Here is a 5,322-nt window from a genome sequence, read left to right on the forward strand (position 1 = left end):
CTGCAGGGTGTACCGGTCCAGTGCGCCGTCATCATCGGCCAGCGGCTGGCGGTGGAACTGCAGGCGATAATGGCCCTCGCCCACGCGCACTTCAGTGCCATCGGCAGCCAAGGCGGCGGCGTCGGGCAGCAGCAGCCCGCCCAGGTCGCTGTAGGCGCCGGCAACATCGGCGAAACCATAATCGGCCAGTTCATCCACCCGCTGCATCGCATAGACATGCGGCAGATACGGGCGCGCGGGGCTGCGGCCGTTGCTCAGATCGGTCACCCCGGCCTGCGGCAGGTGGTACTGCTCGCGCAGCGCGGCAACACCCAGCGACTCGCTGGCCACCTGCAGGCAGCACACCGTGCGCTTGCCTTCACGGTCGAGGATGGCGAAGCGATCACCACGGGTTGCGGCCTGCGGCAGCATCGCGAACGCCAGGTTGCGCTGCGCCGGCTGGTAACCGGCTTCGGTCTGCAGGTTGCGCCAGCCACCAAATACCGGCGCTTCGGCCGCCGGCGCTGGCGTCGGTTCGGCAGCCATGGCTGCCACTGCCATGCAGAGCAACGACAGCACTGCCGTCGCCTTCACTGCGTTCTGCCTGCCACGGAAACTGCCTGACCTCATACCGGACCCAACACCTGCACCGGAGTGGCCCGGCCTGCCCGCCGGCACGTTGCCGGCAACGCCGGCCACTATGCAGTGTGGCGGCCGCGCGGGCAATGACCCGAACGCTGCCGGGTTTCGCGCGGTCAGTGCTATCGTGCCGCCAATCCCCTGCGCAGGAGCGCCCGCATGACCATCCGCCTGACTCTGTTGCTGCCCGCCTCGGCCTTGTTGCTGTCGGCCTGTGTCAGCACTCCCGGCCCGGAGGTCAGGGGCAGTGGCCGCTGCGATGCCAGCCAGCTGGGCTGGGCCATCGGCCAGCCGGCCAACGAGCCGAACATCCGCCGCCTGTCCAGCGAAAGCGGCGCCGGCATGGTCAACCCCATCGGCCCGGCCACCATCACCACCAAGGACATCCGCCAGGACCGCCTGCGCGTGTTCGTGGACAAGGACAACATCATCACCGCCACCCGCTGCGAGTAAGCGCGTCACGGCCGTTGCGCAGAGCCGGGTATGCGCCCGGCTCCATGGTTCAGGGCTCGGTGTAGGCCGAGCACTCCGGCAGCGGCTGGTCCGGCTGGTATGCCCCTGACGTGAAGCGGAAGGCGCGCGTGTAGCTGCATTGCGCATCCTGTTCGGTGCGCAGGTCCTTCTTCGTCAACCGCCCCTTGGCCAGCGAGTCCCGCTGCGGTGATACCCCGGCCGGATAGTTGGTGGCCCCGGTCTGGTAGCGCAGTACGGGCATGTCCTGCGCTTCGGTTGCCAGCGCAAGTTCCGCATCGAAGCTGTACTCGTCATGGCAGGCGCCGGCACGCTGATCAAAATCGCGCTCGCTGAAACAGGCCCGGATCATCTTGTTGGCCGACCACGCAACGGACAGCACGTCGGCGTCCACCTGGATGCCATCGTCAAGATGACGGATGCGCGCCAGGTGCAGGGTCGATGCGCTGGCACCGCCGCCGGAATACATCGCACGGGCCTCCACCAGACCGCCGACGAGCACGTTCTGCAATGCGGCCTGTTGTGGATCGGCCACGGCCTGGGCTGCCCCGGCGCCGGGCGCCAGGCGCACGATGAAGGGCCAGACCCGCAGGTCGCCATCGTCAACCACGTCGATGGGCACGTAGCGCATCTGCGGCTCGCCTTCAGCATCCGCGCGCTCGGCAACTTCCAGCGAGGCCGGCTGGTCTTCGCCCGCTGAAGGCAGCGCCTGCACGCACCACTGGCCATCAGCAGTGCAGTAGCGCTCCGGGCCGTCCGGTCCCTGCCCGCCCTGCAGCAGCAGCGTCTCCAGCCGGTTGCCTGCCGCGTCCCGTTGAACGGGCGCAACGTCCGCCGCTGCAGGCAACGACGATGCCAGCAGCAGCAGTACAGACAGCAGCGCGTAAGCCATGCGCGTGGAAACCATGATCATCCTGTGCGCACCGGCACGTCCTTGCGAGAGACCGATGGTAGCGCAGGCGCCACGTTGCGGCTCAATGCCCGTCGCAGTCGCAGCTGCCCCAGCCCCTCGCCTTCGACGTCTGGCCGATGCCGGGGTTGAAGGTATTGCTCGGGTCCAGCGTGCGGTAGAAGCCGGCCAGCGCCGGCTTGGCCGGATACAGGTGGCCGACGTTGTGCTCGGCCGGGTACTCCGCGCCGCGCTGGTCCAGCAACGCCCACATCGCATGCTCGATGGCCATCGGATCTTCACCCTTGCGCGCGATGTAGTCCTGGTGGAACACATGGCACAGGAAATGGCCGTAGTACAGCTTGTGCAGCAGGCGCCCATCGATATCGGCCGGCAGCTGCTCGAACCAGTCGGCGTCATCGCGGCGCAGCGCAATGTCCAGCGCGACGATGTCCTGCACCTGATCGCGATGCACTTCGCGGTAGCGCACCGCCGCACCGGCCACCGCGAAACGATGCAGGAAGGCCTTGCGTCCTTCGTCCGCCGTGCAATGGAAGTAGCCGCCTTCGTGGTCGTTGAAGAAGCTGCGCAGCCAGGCCTCGGTGGCAGCCGCATCCTGTGCGGACACCTTCAGCAGCAGATGATGCTCGTAACGCTGGCGGAACTCGCCCATGCGCTTGGGCAGGTGCGAAGGCAGCAGTCCGGTCAGCAATTGCATCATGCGGTCGGTGACACCGCGCAGGCCCAGCCGTTCGAACCAGCCATCAACCCGGCTCTTCAGTGCGAATGCGGCCGGAACGCGCGCGGTACCGAGCGTGTCGATCAGCAGGAAACTGTCCTTGCCGTAGCGCTCGCCGATGTCATAGGCATCCCGGTGGATGTACTCGCCGGCGATGGGCAGGCGCTCGAAGCCGGTCAGCAGCTGGCGGCGGACCGCGGTCAGGCTGCCGGTGCGGTTGCTGCCGATATAGAAGACCTCGGCGGCCTCCTTCTCGAAGGTATCCAGGCGCACGGCGAACACCGCCAGCTTGCCGGCAGATCCGGCCGCCTCGAAATGGCGGCTGGGGTCGGCGTTGAAGCGTGCCGGGGTATCGGCATCGACCTTGCGCACTTCCTCGGCATAACGCGGATCGGAGGCGGCACGGCCATCACCGTCGCTGACATCGGCGGCGCTGTAGTCACCGCTCTGCAGGCGTTGCAGGATCTGCTCGGGCGTGTCGCCCAGCGCGATGCCCAGATGGTTGACCAGTTGCAGTTCACCCCGCGCGTCGACCTGCGCATACAGCGCCAGTTCGGTATAGGCCGGGCCGCGGCGCACCAGCGCGCCACCGGAGTTGTTGCAGATGCCGCCCAGCACCGAGGCGCCGATGCACGACGAGCCGATCACCGAGTGCGGCTCGCGGCCCAGTGGCGCCAGCGTCTGCTCCAGCCGGTCCAGCGTCGCGCCGGGCAGGCACAGCACCTGGCGGCCTTCATTCAACAGCTGGATGCCGGTCAGGCGCAGGGTGCTGACCAGCACGATCGGCCGGCCATAGTCATCGCCGTCCGGGGTGGAACCGCCGGTCAGGCCGGTATTGGCCGCCTGCAGGATGATCGCGGCCCCGCCCTGCACCGCCGCCTGCAACACACGCCACAGTTCCAGCAGCGTGCCCGGGCGCACCACCGCCAGTACCGGGCCGTCACCGAAGCGATAGCCGCGACGGAAGCGACGGGTGGCCTTGTCGCCGGTCAGTACGTGGAGGTCCCCCACCGCGGCACGCAACTGTTCCAGCACCGTATCGCGATCACTCATGGCAGGCGCACCAGCGAATCACGGCCGATATCGGCAATGCGATGCGCGCCGGTCAGGGTCATCGCCACGCGCATTTCCTTGGCGATCAGGTCCAGCAGGTTGGCCACGCCGGCCTCGCCCTGCGCGGCAAGAGCGTAGACGAACGCGCGGCCCAGCAGCACGGCGTCGGCGCCCAGCGCCAGCATGCGCACCACGTCCAGGCCGGTGCGGATGCCGGAATCGGCGAGGACCTTCAGGTCACCCTGCACGGCGTCGGCGATGGCCGGCAACGCCCGTGCGGTGGACAGCACGCCGTCGAGCTGGCGGCCGCCATGGTTGGAGACCACGATGCCATCGGCGCCGAACGCGACCGCRTCACGCGCATCGTCCGGGTCGAGGATGCCCTTGATCACCATCGGGCCTTTCCAGAACTCACGGATCCACTCCAGGTCCTTCCACGAAATGGACGGATCGAAGTTGCTGCCCAGCCAGCCGATGTAGTCCTCCAGGCCCGTTGGGTTGCCACGGTAGGTGGAGATGTTGCCGAGGTCATGCGGGCGTCCGCGCAGGCCCACGTCCCACGCCCAGCGCGGATGGGTGATGGCCTGGCCGATGCGGCGCATTGCAGCGTTCGGACCGCTCATGCCCGAGTGTGCGTCGCGATAGCGTGCGCCCGGCACCGGCATGTCGACAGTGAATACCAGGGTGGTTACACCGGCCGCCTGCGCGCGCTCCAGCGCATTGCGCATGAAACCGCGATCGCGCAGCACGTACAGCTGGAACCACATCGGGCGCTGGATCGCCGGCGCGACTTCTTCGATCGGGCACACCGACACCGTGGAAAGCGTGAACGGAATGCCGCGGCTGTCGGCTGCACGCGCGGCCTGCACTTCGCCGCGACGGGCATACATGCCGGTCAGGCCAACCGGTGCCAGTGCCACCGGCATCGCCAGTTTCTCGCCGAACAGGTCTGTTTCCAGGCTCAGGTCGGACATGTTGCGCAGGACGCGCTGGCGCAGCGCGATGTCGGAGAGATCGGACACGTTGCGCTTCAGCGTGTGCTCGGCATACGCGCCACCATCGATGTAGTGGAACAGGAACGGCGGCAGCCGGCGTTCGGCTGCGGCACGGTAATCGGTGGAGGCGGAGATGATCATGGGGTCAACCGTGTGGGGAAGGTAGACGCGAAGCCCGTGCACGCCGGGCCTCGTTGTCATCGAGGGTGCGCAGCGTGGTGTGCACGAACTCGAGGTGGGCATGCGCGGCGGCGCGCGCGCGTTCGGGGTCACCGGCCAGCACCGCATCCATCATTTCGCGATGCTGGTCGGACAGCGGCGAGAAGGTCCTGGCCGAGGTGTAGAGCTTTTCGCGGCTCTGCGAGATATTGGTCTGCAGCAGTTCGAACAGGCCGCGCATCACCTGCAGCAATACCAGGTTGTGCGAGGCCTCGGCGATGGACAGGTGGAAGGCCGCGTCGGCCTGCGCCTCACCGGCGGGGTCGTCCTTGCCATGCGCATCCATCATGGTCTGGAACGCCTGGGCGATGCGCGCGCGGTCCTCGTCGGTGGCGCGC

6 protein-coding genes are annotated in these 5,322 nt (G+C 67.8%); 1 reads left to right on the forward strand and 5 read right to left on the reverse strand.

Annotated features, from left to right (window positions below; all coding sequences use genetic code 11):
• Positions 1-609: decarboxylase (locus tag AB4Y84_RS12235; protein ID WP_442250201.1), on the reverse strand; the 609-nt coding region annotated here is incomplete at its 3' end.
• Between the two features lie 168 nt (positions 610-777).
• Here AB4Y84_RS12235 and AB4Y84_RS12240 point away from each other — a divergent pair.
• A complete protein-coding gene (locus AB4Y84_RS12240) occupies positions 778-1,071 on the forward strand; it encodes a hypothetical protein (protein WP_428704981.1) in 294 nt (97 codons plus the stop codon).
• Positions 1,072-1,120: 49 nt separating this feature from the next.
• Here AB4Y84_RS12240 and AB4Y84_RS12245 read toward each other — a convergent pair whose 3' ends face one another.
• The 4 genes from AB4Y84_RS12245 to AB4Y84_RS12260 form a co-directional block, all read right to left on the reverse strand.
• A complete protein-coding gene (locus AB4Y84_RS12245) occupies positions 1,121-1,996 on the reverse strand; it encodes a hypothetical protein (RefSeq protein WP_442250202.1) in 876 nt (291 codons plus the stop codon).
• 67 nt (positions 1,997-2,063) lie between these two features.
• Positions 2,064-3,770, reverse strand: a complete 1,707-nt coding sequence (gene dld, locus AB4Y84_RS12250) for a D-lactate dehydrogenase (protein WP_442244566.1) — start codon at positions 3,768-3,770, stop codon at positions 2,064-2,066.
• A complete protein-coding gene (gene lldD, locus AB4Y84_RS12255; RefSeq protein WP_442244565.1) occupies positions 3,767-4,906 on the reverse strand; it encodes an FMN-dependent L-lactate dehydrogenase LldD in 1,140 nt (379 codons plus the stop codon). Before lldD ends, dld begins: the two co-directional genes overlap by 4 nt.
• A 4-nt stretch (positions 4,907-4,910) precedes the next feature.
• The coding region (locus tag AB4Y84_RS12260) for an FCD domain-containing protein (RefSeq protein WP_442250203.1) at positions 4,911-5,322 on the reverse strand (412 nt) is incomplete at its 5' end.

Origin of the sequence: Stenotrophomonas sp. 2YAF22 (assembly GCF_052114665.1) — a bacterium.
Classification (GTDB): Bacteria; Pseudomonadota; Gammaproteobacteria; order Xanthomonadales; family Xanthomonadaceae; genus Stenotrophomonas; species Stenotrophomonas indicatrix.

Bases quoted from the DNA above. Each gene is read 5' to 3' on its own strand.
- AB4Y84_RS12240 (WP_428704981.1), top strand. From the start codon at position 778: ATGACCATCCGCCTGACTCTGTTGCTGCCCGCCTCGGCCTTGTTGCTG.
- AB4Y84_RS12245 (WP_442250202.1), bottom strand. From the start codon at position 1,996: ATGGTTTCCACGCGCATGGCTTACGCGCTGCTGTCTGTACTGCTGCTG.
- dld (WP_442244566.1), bottom strand. From the start codon at position 3,770: ATGAGTGATCGCGATACGGTGCTGGAACAGTTGCGTGCCGCGGTGGGG.